This is a genomic window from Pseudomonas sp. EMN2 (assembly GCF_009650555.1).
GTDB lineage: Bacteria > Pseudomonadota > Gammaproteobacteria > Pseudomonadales > Pseudomonadaceae > Aquipseudomonas > Aquipseudomonas sichuanensis.
The window spans coordinates 15,042-32,814 of record NZ_VZZR01000045.1 but is presented as its reverse complement, the minus strand read 5'-3'; the positions used below and the strand labels follow the sequence as shown (position 1 = coordinate 32,814).

Below are 17,773 nucleotides of genomic sequence, written 5' to 3'. Positions count from 1 at the left end.
CCGCTTATGCGGCCCTCACTTTTTCAGCCGGGTGCACAGGCTCAAGCCGTGTGCTTTCAGCTGCGAAAGCGCGGCAGCGGGCGTTCGATGCTCAGTGACGTCAGCGTCTTGCGCACCTGCGCTTCGTCGGCTTCCAGCGCCTTGAGGCTTGCGCGGATCTTGCCGGCGGCAGGCACGTCGCCCTGGCGATCGATCCAGTCGGCGATTTCCTTGCAGGCGCTGCTCAGGTTGGCCTGGCGCTGGGTCATCAGCGACAGCAGGTTGGTGATTTCACGTTCGGACATGGCGAGATCCTCCGTTCAGCCCCTTGAGTGTAGCAGTGGCCTGCCAGGCTGCCTGGGGTGGATTGCCGCACGCCGTCAGGGGTTCAGGCAGGCCTGGCGGTAAGCGCCTGGGGTGACGCCATAGGCCTGTTTGAACTGTCGGCTGAGGTGGCTCTGGTCGGCAAAACCCAGGTTGAAGGCGACTTCCAGGGCCGGCAGGCCGCTGCGCAGCAACTCCCGGGCACGGGCCAGGCGGCGTTGCTTGAGCCAGGCATGGGGTGGCAGGCCGGTGGCCTGGCGGAACACCCGGGCGAAGTGGAAGGGCGAGAGATTCACCGCCGCCGCCAAGGTTTCCAGCGACGGTGGATCGGCCAACTGGCTTTCCAGCAACTCGCGGGCGCGGGCTACTGCCAGTGGTTCATGACCGGGGGCGGCGGGCTCAGCGCAGTGGCCGTGGCGCTGCACCAGCGCCAACACCGCCTGGCGCCAGGCGGTCTGTTGTTCGAGGGCACTGGCACCGGCCTCCGAACGCTGGTTCAGCTGGCTGAAGGCCGCGGCCAGTGCCGGGTCCTGGATGACGCTGGCCTTGAACAGGGGCATGCCGTGGCGGCCCAGTTCCAGCTCGTCGAGCACCCCGGTGACCCGTGCGCATTCGGGGTAGAACCCACGGTAGCGCCAACCGGCCTCGTGGGCGGTGGCGCCGGTGTGCAGCTCGTCGGGGTTGATCAACACCATGCTGCCCACCGGCGCCAGGTGCTCGCTGCCACGGTGCCAGAAGCGCTGGGCGCCGGACTCGATCACCGTGAACACGTAGCCTTCGTGCACATGCGGGGCGAAGCGCTGCTGGAAGTAACGGGCGTGCAGCATCTCGACGTCGCCCAGCGCCGGTGCTTGCCACAGGTGAGTCTGTTCGCGTTGGGGCGTGGTCATGCCAGCCAGCTGCGCAGCAGGAAGAAGATCAACATGCTTGCCAGCATGCTCAGCAATACGCTGCGGGTCAACAGCACCAGGGTGATGGCCACCAGCGAGCCGAGCAGGTAGGGGTTGAGCGGGCTCAGATCGAGCTGGTGGCCAGGCAGGAAGATGATCGGCCCGCAGATTGCCGTGAGCATGCCGGGCACGGCAAAACCGAGGAACTGCCGGGCGTTGGAGCTCAACCGCAAGGGCAGGCGCGGCTCCAGGAAGGCATAGCGGTTGAGGAACACCACCGCTCCCATGGCGAAGATCAGCAGCCAGATCATGGGCGGCCTCCGGAGAATTTCTGACAGATAAAGCCCGCAGCCATGCCCAGCAGGCCGGCCGCCACCAGCGCGGTTTCCCAGTGCCAGAAGCTGAACAGCACCGAGCAGAACAGTGACACCGCCACGCACACCACGGTGGGCAGGTTGCGCACCAGCGGCGCGATCAGCGCGACGAAGGTGGCGACGATGGAGAAATCCAGGCCCAGCTGATCCAGGTGCGGGATGTTCTGGCCGAGGATGATGCCGGCCAGGGTGAACAGGTTCCACGCCACGTAGAAGGTCAGTCCCACTCCCAGGGCGTACCAGCGGTTGAACTGCTGCTGGTCGTGGTGGCTGGTCAGGGCGAAGAACTCATCGGTGAGCAAAAAACCCAACCCCAGCCGCCAGCGCGTCGGTAACCCCGACAGCACGGGCCGCATCGACAGTCCGTAAAGCAGGTGTTGCGAGGTCAGCAGTAGCGTGGTGAGCAGGATCGAGAACAGGTTGGCGCCGCCCTTGAGCATGCCGATCGCCACCAACTGCGCGGCACCAGCGAAGACAATGGCCGATAAGCCCTGGCCTTGCCAGGCACTGAGGTTGGCTTCGATGGCCATGGAGCCGGCGAGCAGCCCCCAGGGGGCGACGGCCAGTGACAGCGGCAGGATGGCGATGGCGCCATGGACGAATGCCTGGCGGGCCAGGGTAGGGTTGGGCATGGGGCACGACAACGAATCGACAGGGTGGGCCAGCATGCCAGAGGTGCCGCCCGCTGGCTTGAACGTTCTTGCTGGTTTGTGGCTCAGCGATTGCTCAAGTGCTGTTGCGCCGTATTGCAGCCGTTGATTTCCACCGCCTTCTGCAGCAAGGCCTGGCGCCGCACCGGGTCGAGGTCACTGAGCAGGCGCAGGACTTCGGCCTGGTAGTCGCTCTGGCGCCCCCATTGCAGCGCCAGGCCTTGTGGCCGGCTGCGGCTGCAGGCCAGGCGGGTGGCCGGCTGCGGGTAGTAGGGCGCATACAGGGTGGCCATACGCGGGATCGACTCCAGCGCCTCGCGGTAGGCAGGGCTGCTGTTGTACGGCCGACACCAACGGGCGATGGCCAAGGCAGGCGGGGCAAAGCCTTGCTTGAGGCTGGCTTCCAGCAGTGGACAGGCAGCGTCCGGGATCTGCGCGGTCGGCAGGAAGGTGATGTAGTACAGCGCCAGGCGGTACTGCGCGACCGGGTGATCGAGTGCCACTGATTTCTTCAGTAGCGTCACCGCCGTGGGCAGGGTGCGGGCCATGGCCTGGCCCTGGCGGCTCAGTTCGGGGTCGCTTGCCACGGTACGCATCAGGTTGGCGCTGTCGTCTGTCACGTCCGCCTGTTCCAGTAACGGAAGGGCCTGGCGGTACAGCAGGTCAGCATGCGGGTCGATGCTCACCTCCAACGCCTGGGCAGGGAACGTCGTCAGCAGCAGCGGCAGACAGGCCGCGCGCAGGGCGTTGAGCCCTTGGCGTGGGTAGACGGCTTGAATGGTCATGGCAGGTGTGGGTGTGCCTCAGGCGAATCAGGTGCGACGACAGCGTATTCTAGCCATCCTCGTCCGCTTGCCGGAAGCCCGGGAAACCCCTATCAGCCCTGCCTGACCGGCGGCACTCGGCGTTGTGCGTGTTTTTCCTGGGCCAGGCCCAGCTTGGCGGTGATCACTTTGGCCAGGGCATTGTTGCCTTGATCGTTGAAATGCAGGCGATCGACGAACAGGTCTTCGGCAAAAACCGGTGAGCTGCTGAGCATGCAGTTCATGTCGTAGCAAGGGACTGGCTCGGCCTGGCTTCTGATGCGTCGAAAAAATGCCGAGTGCAGCTGGCGGTCATAGCTGTCACCGAGCAGGCGATCGAAGTTGGTCGGTTGCTTCGCCAGCCCGGCCAGCATCGATTGCTCGCCGGCGGGCAGCGTCTCGCGGCACCAGGGCAGCAGCGGCTGGAGGATGAAGGTCAGGCTGGTATGGTCGTCTGCCAGCAGGCGCTCCCATTGGCGCAAGGAACGGCCGATGCTGTCGGCGGCGCGGGCCAGGCGTTTGTCCGCGGGCGACAACGCATCGAGCGTCGGCCACTGCGGCGCCTGGCGAGGCGCAACGGCATGGCGCAGCTGCTGCCACAATGAGGCGCGCCGCGCCGGCGCGGTGTCCTGCACCCCCTCGTTGAAGCGATTGAGAAATGCCAGGTGGGCCTGTGAGTGCTGCGGGTCATGGGTAGCGGCGAGTATCTCGACCAGCGCCTCCTGGGCGAGGGTATTCAACCCGCTGAGTACCACGACATGGCCGAGCTGGCCAAAGCGGTGCTGATGGGTGAGGAACAGCAGCAGCTCTTGTGTGGCGTTGAGCCCGCATCCGGCCAGGCTCAGCCAGGTCTCGCCGGTCAGCAGCGACAGCTTGGACGCCACCGTATGTTCATCGCAGCTGGCACCGACCCCCAGCGCGGTGGAGCCCCCCACCAGCAGGTTGATGCGCCCTGCGCCTGTGCACTCGGCCACCGAAAAGCGCTTGCCGGCGCGATGGCTGTAGCGCATGCCCTGTGCGTCGGTGTTGATGGTGCTGGAGCGATAGCCCTGTTCGTGCACGTACAGTGTTTGCGGTGCGCGGCGGCTGCCCAGTTGCAGGAAGCGCTGATAGCTGTCCTGCAACGGCTGCGCAGCACCCGCCGAGGGCTTGGCGATCAGGGTCATGGACGCTCCTTGGCGGCGTGCCGCACGGCAGGGCTCAGGCCGCCAGGGCCTTGAGGTTGTAGGCCAGGCCCACGCCGGCGATCAGCAGCAGGGCAACCCCCGAAGCCAGGCTGATCAGGCGGTTGCTGCGCTGCGAGGCGATCTTGCCGATGGCGAAGATGTACAGGCTGAGCACGGCGAAGTCGATGGCGATCCACAGCAGTGACAGCACCACCATGCTCTTGCCGAACGACTCGGTGATCTGGATGAACTGCGGGAAGAACGAGATGAAGAAGATGATGTCCTTGGGGTTGGAAATACCGACCATGAACCCCTGCAGCAGGCCGCCGCGGGTAGCTGCTGGCGCTTCGACTGCGGCTGGCTGTGCCGGGGCCTGCAGGGCTTCGCGCAGGGTGCCCACGGCGATGTAGCCGATGAACAGGCAGCCCAGCAGGCTCATGCCGTTGAGCCAGGTTTTGTCGATGGCTGCACTGGTCATGATGATCCAGGCCGCGACGCCGATCAGCACCAGCGAGGCCCAGTTGGTGCCGATGGCGGTGAACAGGGCCTTGCGCGAGCCGGCAGCGGCGGCGGTGTTGACGATCAACGCCACCACCGGGCCGGGTGTGGCGATCAGCAGCAGGACGGTGAGGGCGTAGGTGGCGGTCAGTGCGGTATTCACGTTCAGTTCTCGATCAAAGGGTCGGGTGTTGCGCAGGTATGGAAGGGGCAGCGGGCCGGGTTCAGCGAGCCGGGTTCCTGCAGTTGGTACTGCTGCCATTCGAAGTTGTCGTGCTGGCCGAAGAAGCCCAGCGAGGCCGGCATCACGCCATCGTTGTAGTGCTGCACCCGCTCGCGAATGCGTGCGCGGATCCGCTGGCCGCTGGCGGTGTTGGCGCTGGCCACCTCGTCGAAACTTTCCCGCGGGTTGATCACCCAGGCAATGTGTCGGCCCAGGTTGCGGCTTTTCATCAGGCGGTGGGCAGGGAAGTTCATGTTGATGAACAGCGGCATGCCGGCGAAGCAGAACGACCACTGGTTGTCGTGCGGGTCCTGTGGCACCTCGCTTGGCCAGGGCAGGGGGTCACGGCCGTTTACCTGGCGCAGTACGTCCCAGGCCAGGGCCTGCTGCTGTTGCAGCGAGGTGTCGGCGGCAGTTTGCAGGAACACCAGCAACGGGTTGCCGATACGCTGCTTGAGCGGTATGGGCTCGATGGTGGCGATGTAGTCGGCAAGGCCGCGGGCGATGTCGTCGGCCAGTTGCTCTGCACGGGCGAAGAGGATGTGGCAGGTGCGCGCATTCACCGCCTTGCGCCCGAACAGGCAAGGGAAGTCGGGGTTGGCGAGGGTTTCCTTGAAGTGTTCTATGGCCTTGTGTGTCCAGTGGTGTGGGTTCTGAACATGTTCATCGGCCAGCTCCAGCGCATCCAGGCGGTAGCAATTTCCATAACCCGTAAACATGATTTCCCCAGGTAGTCGCAAATTGGCAGTTAAGGTGGTTTTACCGGCATATCCATACGGTTAACCGCTCTATATTTGTTGTTTCCGGCATTTTCCGAAAAGGGTCATAGGTTGTAAAACGCCTGGAACTATGACCAACTATTAGTCTCACTCATGCTTTGGAAAGCCCCATGTCGGAACGGATTCAGGCCCTGCACGCGCTGCGTGCCTTCGAAGTTGCCTCGCGCTATGGCTCCTTCACCCGCGCCGCCCAGGAGCTGGCGCTGACCCAGGGCGCGGTCAGCCATCACATCAAGACCCTCGAAGCCTTGTTCGGCTGCGACCTGTTCGAGCGGCGTGGCCCCAAGCTGCGCCTGACCGAGCATGGCCGGCTGCTGGCCGAGGAGCTCAAGGTCGGCTTCAAGATCATCGAAAACGCCTGTGCCTTGCTGCGCCAGGACCGCTACGGCCTGCGCCTGAAGGCGCCGTCCACGCTGACGGTACGCTGGCTGCTGCGTGCGCTGGACGGCTTCAAGAAGGTCGACAACAGCTGCGCGGTGCAGCTGTCGAGCGTGTGGATGGACATCGACGCCGTGGACTTCTACTCAGAGCCCTACGACTGCGCCATCCTGCTCGGCAACGGGCGTTTCCCGGCAGACGTCGAGAGCCTGAAGCTGTTCGATGAATGGCTGATCCCGGTCTGCCACCCCGACTACCTGCCCGGGCCCGCCCCGGACCTGGCCGTGCTCGAAGGCTGCGAGCTGCTTCACCCCTCACCGGATCGGCGCGACTGGCGGCGCTGGCTGGCGCGGGTGGCTGCGCCGGACATCAGCATCGACCAGGGCCAGGTGTTCGATACCCTCGACCAGGGCATCTCGGCGGCCCAGCAGGGCCTGGGCATTTCGGTGGTCGACCTGGTGCTGGCCAGCGCCGACCTGGCCGTCGGCAACCTGGTCACGCCTTTCCCGCAGGCAGTCGCCACTGGCGACGGTTATTACATGACCTGGCTCAAGTCCAGCCCCAAGGCCCGGCAGATGCACAAGCTGCGCGACTACCTGCTGGCCCGGGTGCCGCCCCTGGCGCACAAGGACATCAGTTACCTGTACGGCTGACCGCGTTGCCGGGGAACACCCGTTCGAGCATGAAATCGATGAACACCCGCAACCGCGGCGGCACCTGCCGCCCCGACGGCCACAGCAGATAGAAGCTGCCGCGCCGTTCGATGAAGTCGTCGAGCACGCTCACCAGGCTGCCGCTGGCCAGCGCGGCGCGCACGCTGAAGTCCGGCAGGCAGGTAATGCCGCGGTGGTTGAGGGCAAAGCAGATGCGCGTCTCGACGTGATTGCAGACCATCGAGATGGGAATCTCGTAGTCCTGCTCGGGGTGTTCGCGGCGCAGCGGCCAGGTTTCCAGCTTGCCACTGCTGGGGAAGCGGTAGTGCAGGCAGCGGTGCCCGGCCAGCTCGCGCGGATGCACGGGCAGGCCATGCTCGCGCAGGTAGTCCGGGGAGGCCACCAGGCGGTGCTGGAAATGGCCGAGGAACTTGGCGTTCAGGCGCGAATCCAGCGGTTGGCCACCGCGCATCACCACGTCGAAACCCTCGCCGATGATGTCGACCATGCGGTCGCTGAAGTCCAGGTCCAGCTCGATGTCCGGGTAGCGCGCCATGAACTCGGCCAGTGCCGGCATCACCAGCCCGGTCACCTGCGGCAGGCTTACCCGCAGCCGCCCGCGGGGGGCGCCGTTGGCCTGCGACAGTTCCTGCTCGGTGGCTTCGATCTCGGCCAGGATGCGCCGGCTGCGCTCGAGAAACAGCGCGCCCTCGGCGGTCAGGGTGATGCTGCGGGTGCTGCGGTGGAACAAGCGCACGCCCAGGCGGCCTTCCAGGCGCGCCACGCGTTTGCCCACCGCCGAGGCGCTGATGCCCAGCGACTGGCCGGCGGCGACGAAGCTGCGGGTTTCGGCAACCCGGTTGAAAACCACGAAACCGCTGAGGCTGTCCATGTCGTGCTCCGATTGCGGACCTTGATGTCCTGGATGTGCGGAATTCTACCCATCTTTTTCCGCAGTGCCTCGGCGCCGCAAGATGCCGGCCTTGATCACTGCCCAGGACGACACCCCATGAACTCAACCTTCACCGCCGCAGAGGCGCCCGCCAACGCCACGCGCCTGCCCTTGAGCGGGCTGCTGGCCCTGGCCCTGACCGGCTTCATCGCCATCCTCAGCGAAACCCTGCCCGCCGGCCTGCTCGACCAGGTCGCCAACGGCATGCACATCAGCCAGGCCATGGCCGGGCAGTGGGTCACCGCCTATGCGCTGGGCTCGTTGCTCACCGCCATCCCGCTGGTCACCCTGACCCAAGGCTGGCGGCGGCGCCGGGCGCTGCTGCTGGCCATCGTCGGTTTCATCCTGTTCAACGGCCTGACCGCGCTGTCCAGCGACAATCAGCTGACCTTGCTGCTGCGCTTTCTCACCGGCGCCGCCGCCGGCCTGGCCTGGGGCCTGATCGCCGGGCATGCGCGGCGCATGGTGGCACCGGCACAACAAGGCAAGGCGATGGCGCTAGCCATGCTCGGCCAGCCCATCGCCTTGTCGCTGGGCCTGCCCATCGGCACCTGGCTGGGCGCCTGGCTGGGGTGGCGCGCCGCCTTCGTGGTGGTCACCCTGGCAGCCTTGCTGCTGGTGGCCTGGGTGTTGCGCGCGGTGCCCGACTTCACCGGCCAGGCCGCCGGCAAGCGGCCTGCCGCGCTGGGCGTGCTGCGTACCCCAGGGGTGGCGCGGGTGCTGCTGGTGATCCTGGCGTGGATCCTCGGCCACAACATCCTCTACACCTACATCGTGCCGCTACTGGCGGCGGCCGGCATGGGCGCCGATGTCGGCCAGGTGCTGATGACCTTCGGCCTGGCTTCGCTGGCGGGCATCGCCCTGGTCGGGCTTGGCGTCGACCGCCATCTGCGCGGCCTGGTGCTGCTGTGCCTGGCCGGTTTCGCCGTGGCCACCCTGGCCCTGGGGCACACCCAGGGTTCGGCCTGGTTGGTGCATGCCAGCGTGGCACTGTGGGGGATGACCTACGGCGGCGCCCCGACCCTGCTGCAGACCGCCTGCGCCGATGCGGCGGGCGAGGGGGGCGATGTGGCGCAGTCGATGCTGGTGACGGTGTGGAACAGCGCGATCGCCCTGGGCGGGATCATTGGCGGGCTGCTGTTGACCGGGGCCGGGGTCGGCTCGTTCGGTGGCGTGGTGCTGGCGCTCACCGGGCTGGCCTGGCTGCTGGTGTTTGCCGGGCGCCGCGCCGGATTCGTCGCAGGCGCACGCTGATCGGCCCCTGCAGGGTGTAGAATCGCCCTCCAGCAACCCAGCAAGGACCACGCAGTGCAGCGTCAACAGGGCTTTGTCCTCACCCGCCATTGGCACGACACGCCCGAAGGCACCTGTGTCGAGTTCTGGCTGGCCACCGACCAGGGCCCACGCCACCTGCGCCTGGCGCCGCAACCGTCGGTGGCGTTCATCCCCGTCGCCCAGGCCGAGCATGCCAAGGTGCTGCTGGCCGGTGAGCAAGGGGTCGAGCTCAAACCGCTGCAACTGCGCGACTTCGACCAGCGCCCGGTGCTGGGCCTGTACTGCCGCCAGCACCGTCAGCTGATCGCCCTCGACAAGCGCCTGCGCGCTGCCGGCATCGAGGTGTTCGAAGCCGATATCCGTCCGCCCGAGCGCTACCTGATGGAGCGTTTCATCACCGCCCCGGTGCGTTTCGATGGCCGGCCCGATGCCAACGGCACGCTGATCGACGCCCAGCTCAAACCCGACCCCGACTATCGCCCACCGCTGCGTCTGGCCTCGCTCGACATCGAGACCAGCGAGCGCGGCGAGCTGTACAGCATCGGCCTTGAGGGCTGCGGCCAGCGCACGGTGTACATGCTCGGCCCGGCCAATGGTGATGCCAGCCAGGTGGATTTCGACCTGCACTACTGCGACGACCGCGCCGGGCTGATCCACTGCCTCAACCAGTGGCTGGCGCGCCACGACCCCGACGCGATCATCGGCTGGAACCTGGTGCAGTTCGACCTGCGCCTGCTGCATGAGCACGCCAAGCGGCTGAACGTGCCGCTGTGCCTGGGCCGTGATGGCGCGCCGCTGCACCTGCGCGAGCACGGCAGCCGCAGCCACTTCTTCGCCGAAGCCCCCGGGCGGCTGCTGATCGATGGCATCGAGGCGTTGCGTTCAGCCACCTGGAGTTTCCCCTCGTTCAGCCTGGAGAGCGTTTCCCAGCAGTTGCTCGGCGAGGGCAAGGCCATCAGCACCCCTTACCAGCGCATGGACGAGATCAACCGCCAGTTCGCCGAGGACAAGCCGGCGCTGGCCCGCTACAACCTCAAGGACTGTGAGCTGGTCACGCGGATCTTCGCCCACACCCGGCTGCTCGACTTCCTGCTCGAGCGCGCCAGCGTCACCGGCCTGCCGGTGGACCGCAGCGGCGGCTCGGTGGCGGCGTTCTGTCATTTGTACATCCCGCCCATGCACCGCCTGGGTTTCGTCGCACCCAACCTGGGCAGCCGCCCCGACGAAGCCAGCCCTGGCGGCTTCGTCATGGATTCGCGCCCAGGGTTGTACGACTCGGTGCTGGTGCTCGACTACAAGAGCCTGTACCCGTCGATCATCCGCACCTTCCTGATCGACCCGGTCGGCCTGGTCGAGGGCCTGCGCCAGCCGGACGACGCGCACTCGGTCGAGGGTTTCCGCGGTGGGCGCTTCTCGCGCAGCGAGCACTGCCTGCCGGCCATCGTCGAGCGCGTGTGGCAAGGGCGCGAGGCCGCCAAGCGCGACGGCAATGCGCCGTTGTCCCAGGCGCTGAAGATCATCATGAACGCCTTCTATGGCGTGCTCGGTTCCAGTGGTTGCCGTTTCTTCGACCCGCGCCTGGCTTCGTCGATCACCATGCGCGGCCACCAGATCATGCGCCAGACCCGGGCACTGGTGGAGGCGCGTGGCTACGACGTGATCTACGGCGATACCGACTCCACCTTCGTCTGGCTCAAGGGTGCCCACGGCGAGGAGGCCGCGGCGCGCATCGGGCGCGCGCTGGTGGCCGAGGTCAATCAATGGTGGCGCCAGCACCTGGGCGAAACCATGGGGCTGGACAGTGCCCTGGAGCTGCAGTTCGAAACCCATTACCGGCGCTTCCTGATGCCCACCATCCGCGGCACCGAAGAGGGTAGCAAGAAGCGCTACGCCGGCCTGGTGCAGCGCCAGGATGGCAGCGAGGACGTGGTCTACAAGGGACTGGAGTCGGTGCGCACCGACTGGTCGCCCCTGGCCCGGCAGTTCCAGCAAACGCTTTATGGCCGGGTGTTCCGTGGCCAGCCGTATCGCGACTATGTGCGTGAAACCGTGCAGCGCCTGCTGGCGGGCGAGGATGACGAGCTGCTGGTGTACCGCAAGCGCCTGCGCAGGCCACTAGCCGACTACCAGCGCAACGTGCCGCCCCATGTGCGCGCCGCGCGCCTGGCCGATGAATACAACGCCCGGCTGGGGCGGCCCAAGCAGTACCAGAACGGCGGCTGGATCAGCTACCTGATCACCACCTCAGGTCCCGAACCGCTGGAGAACCGCCAATCCCCCATTGACCATCAGCACTACCTGAGCCGTCAGCTGCAGCCGGTGGCCGATGCCATCCTGCCGTTCGTGGGCGATGACTTCGCGGCGCTGACCGGCCAGCAACTGCCGCTGTTCTAGCACAGGGGAGGGCGGCGTCATCGCGGCGCAGCCCTGGATGGCTCAGCCCTTGCTGGCGTTGAGCTTGCGCAGCTCTTCGTAGGTGGCCGACTGGACGAACCAGAAGCCCGAGACGATGCACCACATCAGGCTGCCGCCGACGAAAATACCCAGCCCTTGCAGGAACCCAACGCTGAACAGGGTGATCAGAGCAACCAGCCAGATCAAGGCCAGTGAAACGTACAGGACGATGTTGTTGACGCTGATGACGAAATCTTTCACGGGCGTATTCCTTACTGAATGTGAACAAGCAATGCCTCTCCCGAGGCGCGCGCATGCTATCACAATGCCTCCAGCCATTGGCCCGCGGGCGGTTGGACTATGCTCAGGGTGTCGCACCCCGTTACCGCTCAGACATCGCAAGTTACTTTTGCCCGCGTTGTCCGCCGGGTTCGGTGGTTTAGGCTCGCATGTCGGATCTTTCGCCAGGATCTGTAGTCATGAGAATTAACAAGGAGATGCCCATGCTCGTCAGGTCACTGACCCTCGCCACCCTGTTCGCCTTCGCGGGCCCCCTGCTTGCCGCCGACAGCGATGCCCCCCTGGCCAAGGAGCAGGGCAAGGCGCGGCCGCTGGTGGTGATTGCGCCCAGCAGCGCCGACCCGACCTTGCGCGGCCTCAACGAGGCCTTGAAAGACCCGGCCGTGCAAGCCGGTTTCAAGGAGCGTGGGCTGGTGCTGTACAGCGTCGCCCAGATGATGGGCAAGCGTGAGGACAAGAACCTCGAGCAGCAGACCACCATGGCCCTGATTCGCGAGCTGCAACTCGGCGCCAGCAAGGGCACCAAGGTGATCCTGGTGGGCAAGGATGGCGAACGCCATGTCCTCAAGGATGATGAAAGCGGTGAAAAAATCGACCCGCAGGTGATCTTCAAGGCCGTCGACGAACTGCCGGCCAGTGAAAAGGCGGTCACCGCGCCCGAGCCGGTGGCGGTGGCACCGGCCGAACCCAAGGCCAAGGACAGCAAGCCAGGCAAGCCCGCCAAACCGGCCAAGCCTGCCGAACCGCCCAAGCCGCTGGAAGACTGACCGCTCTGCCACGGCCTTCTGCGCCAGCAGGAGGCCTTCCCTGTATCACTGTGTATCTGCGCCTCATCACGACCGACTGGCATACAAAACGCCGCTCATCGCGATACACCCACGACACAGCGCGACGTTTCAATGGCTCCACTTTCCAACCACAAGTGGAGCGACACCATGAAAACGACCCCCAAGACCCTCAGCTTGCTCGGCGCCACCCTGCTCGGTGGCCTGGTACTGGGCAACAGTGCGTTCGCCGTTGAACCCTTGAGCCAGGGCTATCAGTTGGCAGCGGCCAAGGCCGCCGGTGAAGGCAAGTGCGGCGAAGGCAAATGTGGCGGCAGCGGCAAGGCCAGCCAGGCCGAAGGCAAGTGTGGTGCCGACGCGAAGGCCGACAAGGCAGAGGGCAAGTGCGGCGAAGGCAAGTGCGGCGCCGAAGGCAAAGCTAAAGCCTGATCCCCTTGCTGTAGCGTGGCGCCTTGGGGCGCCGCGCACCTTTCTGGAGGCTGACCCATGAATTCGCAACCCTTGCACACAGGCCTTGGCCTGCGTCGCGGTCTGCTGCCTGAGCTGCTGGCGATGCCGGCCGGCGCGGTCGATTTTCTCGAATGCGCGCCGGAAAACTGGATCGGGGTCGGCGGTGTTTACGGCCAGGGCCTGGCGCAGCTGGCCGAGCGCTTCGCCATTGCCTGCCACGGCCTGTCATTGTCACTGGGCGGCACTGCGCCGCTGGACGTCGCCTTTCTCGCCCGCACCCGGCAGTTCCTCGACCGTTACCAGGTGCGCCTGTACAGCGAGCACCTGAGCTACTGCAGTGATGACGGCCATCTCTACGACCTGATGCCGATCCCGTTCACCGACGAGGCCGTGCGCCATGTGGCGGCACGTATCCGCCAGGCCCAGGACCTGCTGGGCCGGCGCATTGCGGTCGAAAACATCAGCTATTACGCCGCCCCCTACCAGGCCATGAGCGAACTGCAGTTCATCCGCGCGGTGCTCGACGAGGCCGGTTGCGACCTGCTGCTTGACGTCAACAACGTCTTCGTCAATGCCTGCAACCACCGCTATGACGCCCAGGCGTTCCTCGCCGGCATCCCCCGCGAGCGGGTGGTGGGCATGCATGTGGCGGGGCACTACGACGAGGCACCGGACCTCAAGGTCGACACCCATGGCGCACCGGTCAAGGCGGATGTGTGGGCCTTGTTCGCCAACGCCTGCCAGCGTTTCGGCGCCCACCCCACGGTGCTCGAGCGCGACTTCAACTACCCGCCGCTGGCCGAGCTGCTGGCCGAGACGGCGCACATCCGCGCCCTGCAACAGCGCCACGGAGCACCCTGCCATGCCTGAAACCCTGCGCGAACAACAGTTCACCCTGGCCCGGCACCTGCGCGACCCGGCCGCCAACCCACCACCGCCAGGTATCGAGGCGCGGCGCCTGAAGGTCTATCGCGAGCTGTTCTACGGTGCTATCGAAAGTCTGCTGGCGGGCAGCTTCCCGGTGTTGCGGCAAACCCTAGGCGAGCAACGCTGGCATGCCCGGGTCCACGACTTCTACGCCAATTACCGCAGCCAGACGCCGCTGTTCACCGAAATCGCCGAGGCGTTCATCGATTACCTGCAAGGCATCGACCTCGATACGCCCTGGCAGCTGGAGCTGGCGCATTACGAATGGGTCGAGGCGCAGCTGTACCTGAGCGATGCGCAAGACCCGCCCCATCACCCCGACGGTGACCTGCTGGCCGGCGAGCCGTTGCTGTCCTGTGTGGCCCGCGTGCTGGCCTATCGTTGGCCAGTGGAGCGTATCGGCCCGGACTTCCAGCCGAGCGTTGCGCCCGAGGCACCGACCTTGCTGCTGGTGTACCGCGATATCGACCTGCAGGTTCGCTTCGCCCGTCTGGCGCCACTGGCCTGGCAGTTGCTGGTGGGTTTGCCGGGCACGGGAAGGCAACGCCTGCGCGCGCTGGGCAAGGATGAGGCGGATGGCCTGGCGCTGCTGGAGCAGCTGCGCGGGCAGGGCGTCATCGTCGGGACCAGGCTTTGAGCCGGCAGCCGACCTACACCTCGGTCTGCTTGCCCGGCGCTACGGCCTCGGCTTTTTTTTCAGGCTTCAAGCGCGACACCGCGAACAGCACCACGGCCAGCCCGATCACCTGGTACAGCGAAATCGCCTCGCCCAGGATCGCCCATGACGCCAGCACTGTCAGTACCGGCCCCAGGTTGCCCACTGCCGCGGTGTGGGTAGGCCCCAGGCGCTGGATCGCCAAGGCCACCCAGTAGATCGGCAGCACCGTGGAGAACAGCGCCATCAGCGCCGCATTCCCCCATACCGCTGCGGGCAGCTCGAACAGTGGCGCCACCTCGGCCACCGACAGGTAATGGGCCAGCACCATCAGCGACGAGGCCGTGCCACACAACCCGGCCAGGCGCATCGAGCCCATGCGTTTGAGCATCACCCCGGTGCCGGCGTAATACAGCGCATAGGTCACCGCGCTGGCAAACACCCACAACGCGCCAAGCACCACCTGGCTGCCCACCCCCGCGACGCTGATGTCGTGGACAAAGGCGACACCCAGCCCCAGGTAGCACAGGCCCATGGCCGCCAGGGTGCGCAGGGTGGGGCGCTCGCGTTGGGCAACGGCCTGGATCAGCAGTACCAGGGTGGGGTAGGTGAACAGGATCAACCGCTCCAGCCCGGCGCTGATGTACTGCAAACCGTAGAAGTCGAAAAGGCTCGCCAGGTAATAACCGAACAGCCCGAGCAATGCCACGCGCAGCCCGTCCCCGTGCGTGAGCGCGCTACCGCCTTGCTTGCGGCTGAACCACACAAGCCAGGCGAACAACGGCAAGGACATGGCCATGCGCAGCGCCAGCAGGCTGATCGCATCCACAGGCCCCGCGGCGTAGGCGAGCTTGACGAAGATCGCCTTGAAGCTGAAACCCAGCGCCGCGAGTACGGCGTAGAGGCTGCCATTGGCAAGGGCGCGGTCGAGCGGGGCGGGCAGGCGGGGCATGGCGGGTCCGTAACGAAATGAGTAGTGGCCAACGATGTGCCGGCCGACGACCGTTGCGACCATAACCTGCCGAACTGCACAAATCACCCTGCGCCGCACGCAAGCACACTGATCCAGTCTGCTGCGGCCTGCATTCGCATGCATGAATCGGATGAGTGCCATCATTTGGATGGCAGTCCTCCTGTGAAAATCCCTACGAACGCATACAATCCTTCCTTTAGAAACGTAAGACACAGGCTACCCCGTTCATGGCGTTCGACGCTTCCACCATCCTCACGCTCACCATCGCCCTTGCGGCTGCCGCCGCCCTGTACCTGGCGGTGGAGTGGAGCAGCGTGCGCGAGTCTTCGCTGCTGTGCTGGAGCGCCAGCTTCGCCATCATCAGCGTTGGTTCTTCCCTGGCTCTGCTGCGCAGCAGCGGCTACCTGTTCATCGGCGTGTGGTTTGCCAACGGCATGTTGATCAGCGCTCACTGGCTGTTCCTGCTGGGGGTGTCGCGGTTCACCGAAACGCGCCTGTCACGGGCCTGGTACCTGATCATCCCCGCCTGGCTGGCGATGTTGCTGCTGCCGGACTGGCCGCAGTGGTCGAAGACCTTGCTGGTGGTGCAGTCAAGCATGATCGCGCTGCTCACCCTGCAGGCCAGCTGGCTGCTGCGTCCCCATGGCAAATCGTTCAGCGTCGGCGCGGTACAGCTGCGTTTCATCCTGCTGTTCCACGGCCTGTTCTACCTGGCCAAGACCCTGCCGGCGCTGCTGCCGGGCACACTGATCGACCTCACTGCCTTCCGTGGCCAGATCATCCAGATCTCCCTGGTGGAAGGCGCGATGGCGATCATGCTGATCGCCCTGTCGATGACCGGCACCGTGCGCTATCGCCGCGAAGAGCGCATCGAGCGCCTGGCCGCGCGCGACCCGCTGACCGCGCTGTACAACCGCCGCGCCCTGGAAGTGCGCGCGCCTGCCCTGTTCAAGGAAGTCTCGCCCGAGCGCCCCGGCGCCTTGCTGCTGATCGACATCGACCACTTCAAACTGGTCAACGACCTGCACGGCCATGCCGCCGGCGACCGCCTGTTGATCGCCCTCAGCGAGATGATCCGCGCGCTGTTGCCGGAGCGCTCGATTGCCGCACGCCTGGGTGGCGACGAGTTCGTGATCCTGCTGGCCGATGCGTCACGAGTGCGGATCGAGGCCCTGGCCGAGGCCCTGCGCCAGCAATTCCAGCACACCGCCGCGCACGCCTGCGCCACCCCCGAAGCGGTGACCCTGAGCATCGGTGCCCACCTGTTCGACCGCCCGCCGGCCAGCCTGGCGGCACTGATCGAGCAGGGCGACCGGTTGCTGTACGCGTCCAAGCGTGCCGGGCGCAACAGCGTGCAGTTGATGGATGGATCGCGCAGCACGGTCTGACCAGGCAAGGCCCATGGCCAAGGTCAAACCAGGCTTTTTTGCAGTGCCTCGATGAAGGCACTCTCTGCGCGGCTCAGTCGCTGCTCGCGGTTCCACAGCAAGTGGATATCCACATCGGCGATCCCCTCCAGCGGCGGCAGCTTCCACAAAAGGCCTGCCGCCACATCCGCTGCCACCACATGCTCGGGCAAGCAGCCGATGCCAAAACCGGCGATTACCAGGCGCCTTACTTCCTCCAGGCTCGGCGACGAAGCGACGATGCGCCCGGCAAAGCCTTGCTGGTCACGGAAGATGGTCAGCGGCGAGAGCATCCCGCCGATCTGGTCGCTGGTGAAGCTGACGAAATTCTCCCGCTGCAGGTCGCTCTGGTGCTGGCCGAACAGGGCATGGTGCTTGCCGCAGAAGAACGCGTAGCGCTGGCGCAGGAACAGCTGCTGCTCCAGGCGCGGCTGTGGCCGGCGATTGAGGCTGAGCCCGGCGGTGGCGGTCTTTTCCTGAAGTGCCGCGACGATGTCCGAGCTGCGCATCACGTCGATCTCCAGCTCCACCCGCGGGTGCTGGCGATGGAAGTCGGCAAGCAAGTCGTCGAAGCGCTCGCTGACGATGCGGCTGATCATCAGCAGGCGCACCTTGCCCACCAGTTCGTCCGCCGGTTGCTCCAGCAACCCACCGATCTGCGACATCTGCCCGTACACCTCGCCGGCCAGTTCGAACAATTGCTCGCCCACCTCGGTGAGCACGAAGCGCGGCCCACGGCGGGCGATGAGCTGGCGCCCGAGTTGCTCTTCCAGGCGCTTGAGCGCCTGGCTTACTGCCGGTTGCGTCAGGTGCAGGCGGGCGGCGGCACGGCTGATCGACAGCTCCTGGCCGATTACCCGGAAGGTACGCAGCAGATTCCAGTCGAGGCGGTCGTTGAGCAGGCGGTCGGGCATGGTGGGCTCTGTATAAGCAGGGTTA

19 protein-coding genes and 1 pseudogene are annotated in these 17,773 nt (G+C 65.9%); 8 read left to right on the top strand and 12 right to left on the bottom strand.

Annotation, left to right across the window (positions count from 1 at the left end; all coding sequences use genetic code 11):
* Nucleotides 1-56: 56 nt before the first annotated feature.
* The 8 genes from F6X61_RS14660 to F6X61_RS14625 all read right to left on the bottom strand — a co-directional run bounded on the left by F6X61_RS14660 (nucleotide 57) and on the right by F6X61_RS14625 (nucleotide 5,626).
* Nucleotides 57-284: a hypothetical protein gene (locus F6X61_RS14660; protein ID WP_110996175.1), complete on the bottom strand. Its 228-nt coding sequence runs from the start codon at nucleotides 282-284 to the stop codon at nucleotides 57-59.
* Between the two features lie 75 nt (nucleotides 285-359).
* Nucleotides 360-1,193 carry an AraC family transcriptional regulator gene (locus tag F6X61_RS14655; protein WP_153787228.1) on the bottom strand — a complete coding sequence of 278 codons (834 nt, stop codon included), beginning with the start codon at nucleotides 1,191-1,193 and terminating at the stop codon, nucleotides 360-362.
* Entirely contained in the window at nucleotides 1,190-1,504 is a 315-nt protein-coding gene (locus tag F6X61_RS14650; RefSeq protein WP_011534512.1) for an AzlD domain-containing protein, read from the bottom strand. The genes F6X61_RS14655 and F6X61_RS14650 overlap by 4 nt, the downstream gene beginning before the upstream one ends.
* Entirely contained in the window at nucleotides 1,501-2,199 is a 699-nt protein-coding gene (locus F6X61_RS14645; protein WP_125859123.1) for an AzlC family ABC transporter permease, read from the bottom strand. Before F6X61_RS14645 ends, F6X61_RS14650 begins: the two co-directional genes overlap by 4 nt.
* Before the next feature lie 83 nt (nucleotides 2,200-2,282).
* Nucleotides 2,283-3,002 carry a sel1 repeat family protein gene (locus F6X61_RS14640; protein ID WP_256671365.1) on the bottom strand — a complete coding sequence of 240 codons (720 nt, stop codon included), beginning with the start codon at nucleotides 3,000-3,002 and terminating at the stop codon, nucleotides 2,283-2,285.
* A gap of 92 nt (nucleotides 3,003-3,094) precedes the next feature.
* Nucleotides 3,095-4,186, bottom strand: coding sequence for a hypothetical protein (locus tag F6X61_RS14635; protein WP_153787227.1), 1,092 nt, complete (start codon nucleotides 4,184-4,186; stop codon nucleotides 3,095-3,097).
* Nucleotides 4,187-4,220: 34 nt separating this feature from the next.
* Nucleotides 4,221-4,847 carry a LysE family translocator gene (locus F6X61_RS14630; protein WP_153787226.1) on the bottom strand — a complete coding sequence of 209 codons (627 nt, stop codon included), beginning with the start codon at nucleotides 4,845-4,847 and terminating at the stop codon, nucleotides 4,221-4,223.
* 2 nt (nucleotides 4,848-4,849) lie between these two features.
* Nucleotides 4,850-5,626 (bottom strand): YqcI/YcgG family protein, encoded by a 777-nt coding sequence (locus F6X61_RS14625; RefSeq protein WP_153787225.1) that lies wholly within the window; start codon nucleotides 5,624-5,626, stop codon nucleotides 4,850-4,852.
* Between the two features lie 170 nt (nucleotides 5,627-5,796).
* Between F6X61_RS14625 and F6X61_RS14620 the strand changes: the two genes are divergently transcribed.
* Complete coding sequence (locus F6X61_RS14620) at nucleotides 5,797-6,717, top strand: LysR substrate-binding domain-containing protein (RefSeq protein WP_153787224.1); 921 nt, start codon at nucleotides 5,797-5,799, stop codon at nucleotides 6,715-6,717.
* Here the strand turns inward: F6X61_RS14620 and F6X61_RS14615 are convergent.
* Nucleotides 6,698-7,609 carry a LysR family transcriptional regulator gene (locus F6X61_RS14615; protein WP_153787223.1) on the bottom strand — a complete coding sequence of 304 codons (912 nt, stop codon included), beginning with the start codon at nucleotides 7,607-7,609 and terminating at the stop codon, nucleotides 6,698-6,700. The two genes, F6X61_RS14620 and F6X61_RS14615, sit on opposite strands and share 20 nt — an antisense overlap.
* A gap of 117 nt (nucleotides 7,610-7,726) precedes the next feature.
* Here F6X61_RS14615 and F6X61_RS14610 point away from each other — a divergent pair, with 117 nt between their 5' ends.
* Nucleotides 7,727-8,923, top strand: a complete 1,197-nt coding sequence (locus F6X61_RS14610) for an MFS transporter (protein ID WP_153787222.1) — start codon at nucleotides 7,727-7,729, stop codon at nucleotides 8,921-8,923.
* Nucleotides 8,924-8,977: 54 nt separating this feature from the next.
* Entirely contained in the window at nucleotides 8,978-11,338 is a 2,361-nt protein-coding gene (locus F6X61_RS14605; RefSeq protein WP_153787221.1) for a DNA polymerase II, read from the top strand.
* A 42-nt stretch (nucleotides 11,339-11,380) separates the two neighbouring features.
* Here F6X61_RS14605 and F6X61_RS14600 read toward each other — a convergent pair whose 3' ends face one another.
* On the bottom strand, nucleotides 11,381-11,599 hold the full coding sequence (locus F6X61_RS14600; protein ID WP_153787220.1) for a hypothetical protein: 219 nt from the start codon (nucleotides 11,597-11,599) through the stop codon (nucleotides 11,381-11,383).
* Nucleotides 11,600-11,841: 242 nt separating this feature from the next.
* Here F6X61_RS14600 and F6X61_RS14595 point away from each other — a divergent pair, with 242 nt between their 5' ends.
* From F6X61_RS14595 to F6X61_RS14580, 4 genes and pseudogenes are all read left to right on the top strand, one after another.
* Nucleotides 11,842-12,405, top strand: a complete 564-nt coding sequence (locus F6X61_RS14595; RefSeq protein ID WP_153787219.1) for a DUF4174 domain-containing protein — start codon at nucleotides 11,842-11,844, stop codon at nucleotides 12,403-12,405.
* Between the two features lie 168 nt (nucleotides 12,406-12,573).
* Nucleotides 12,574-12,828 (top strand): annotated as a pseudogene (locus F6X61_RS27635) (EF-hand domain-containing protein); the annotation flags it as partial.
* An 81-nt stretch (nucleotides 12,829-12,909) separates the two neighbouring features.
* Nucleotides 12,910-13,743, top strand: coding sequence for a DUF692 domain-containing protein (locus F6X61_RS14585; RefSeq protein ID WP_153787218.1), 834 nt, complete (start codon nucleotides 12,910-12,912; stop codon nucleotides 13,741-13,743).
* The gene (locus tag F6X61_RS14580; protein WP_153787217.1) at nucleotides 13,736-14,437 is read left to right on the top strand and encodes a DUF2063 domain-containing protein; all 702 of its coding nucleotides are present in this window, start codon (nucleotides 13,736-13,738) and stop codon (nucleotides 14,435-14,437) included. Before F6X61_RS14585 ends, F6X61_RS14580 begins: the two co-directional genes overlap by 8 nt.
* Before the next feature lie 13 nt (nucleotides 14,438-14,450).
* On the opposite strand, the gene F6X61_RS14575 is transcribed toward F6X61_RS14580, so the two are convergent.
* Complete coding sequence (locus F6X61_RS14575; protein ID WP_153787216.1) at nucleotides 14,451-15,407, bottom strand: DMT family transporter; 957 nt, start codon at nucleotides 15,405-15,407, stop codon at nucleotides 14,451-14,453.
* 248 nt (nucleotides 15,408-15,655) lie between these two features.
* On the opposite strand from F6X61_RS14575, the gene F6X61_RS14570 reads away from it, so the two are divergent.
* A complete protein-coding gene (locus tag F6X61_RS14570) occupies nucleotides 15,656-16,816 on the top strand; it encodes a diguanylate cyclase (RefSeq protein ID WP_153787215.1) in 1,161 nt (386 codons plus the stop codon).
* 23 nt (nucleotides 16,817-16,839) lie between these two features.
* On the opposite strand, the gene F6X61_RS14565 is transcribed toward F6X61_RS14570, so the two are convergent.
* Complete coding sequence (locus tag F6X61_RS14565; RefSeq protein ID WP_153787214.1) at nucleotides 16,840-17,748, bottom strand: LysR family transcriptional regulator; 909 nt, start codon at nucleotides 17,746-17,748, stop codon at nucleotides 16,840-16,842.
* Nucleotides 17,749-17,773 lie beyond the last annotated feature (25 nt).